General features: G+C 62.4%; 2 protein-coding genes. Both read left to right on the top strand.

Features of this window, described 5'->3' with window-relative positions; all coding sequences use genetic code 11:
• Nucleotides 1-399 (top strand): acyl carrier protein (locus ACZ3H8_RS40845; protein ID WP_467410461.1); only part of this gene is annotated, 399 nt, incomplete at its 5' end.
• Between the two features lie 45 nt (nt 400-444).
• Nucleotides 445-1,280 (top strand): beta-ketoacyl synthase N-terminal-like domain-containing protein (locus ACZ3H8_RS40840; RefSeq protein ID WP_467410458.1); only part of this gene is annotated, 836 nt, incomplete at its 3' end.

Genomic DNA, 1,280 nt, shown 5'->3' with positions numbered 1-1,280 from the left:
TTCGACTCCCTCACCGCCGTCGAACTGCGTAACCGGCTCACGAAGATCACGGGACTGCCCCTGCCGGCCACCCTCGTCTTCGACCACCCCACACCCGTCGCGCTGGCGCGGAATGTGATGGAACAGATCGCACCGGACGAGACGTCCGACTCGCGGAAGTTCCTCGCCGAACTCGATCAGATCGAACTCGCGCTTTCCGAAATGACCAAGGACAACCTGTCCTCGGTGATTCCGGACGGTGCTACTCGCGCGGAGATCACCCGGAAACTGAGCATGGTGCTCTCCAAGTGGAACGACGTAAATGAAGCCACGCAAGAAGATTCGGCTGCAGCCGTCCTCGAGTCCGCCACAGACGAAGAAATCTTCGGCTTTATCGAGCGAAAGTTCGGTAAGTCCTGACTGGATTTCCAAACCATTCCCGACCATCACTCTGGGGGTTCCATCGTGGCGACCGAGGCAAAGCTTCGCGAGTACCTTAAGTGGGTAACCGCTGACCTTGAGAAGGCTCATGAGCGTCTCAAAATAGCGGAGCAGAAGGCAGGCGAGCCGATTGCGATTGCGGGGATGGGGTGCCGGTATCCGGGTGGAGTGACGTCTCCGGAGGATTTGTGGAGGCTGGTCGCCTCGGGCGGTGACGCGATTTCACTCTTCCCTGACAATCGGGGTTGGGACCTGGAGGGGCTGTACGATCCGGACTCTGAGCGTCCGGGGACGTCGTACGCCCGTGAGGGTGGGTTCCTGCACGATGCCGGGGAGTTCGATCCGGGGTTCTTCGGGATTTCGCCGCGTGAGGCCGTGGCGATGGATCCGCAGCAGCGACTGACGCTCGAGGTTTCGTGGGAAGCGCTGGAACGAGCCGGCATCGATCCTCAGTCTCTCCGGGGCAGTCAGACCGGCGTCTTCGTGGGCGCGATGGGAGGCGACTACGGCCCCCCCAACCACGAACTACCGGAAGATGCAGTGGGATTTGCGTTGTCCGGCAGCGCTGGGAGTGTGACGTCAGGGCGTGTGTCGTATGCCTTGGGCCTGGAAGGGCCGGCGTTGACGGTGGATACGGCGTGTTCGTCGTCGTTGGTTGCGTTGCATTTGGCGGTGCAGGCGCTGCGTCGTGGTGAGTGCTCCCTGGCGCTGGCCGGCGGGGTCACGGTCATGTCCACTCCGGCGAGCTTTGTCGGCTTCTCCCTTCAGGGTGGGTTGGCTTCGGATGGCCGGTGTAAGTCGTTCGCGGGTGCGGCGGACGGGACTGGTTGGTCTGAGGGTGTGGGTGTTCTGGTGGTGGA

It is taken from the genome of Streptomyces sp. NPDC002868 (genome assembly GCF_055563295.1).
This window is presented reverse-complemented; position numbering and strand designations above follow the sequence as displayed.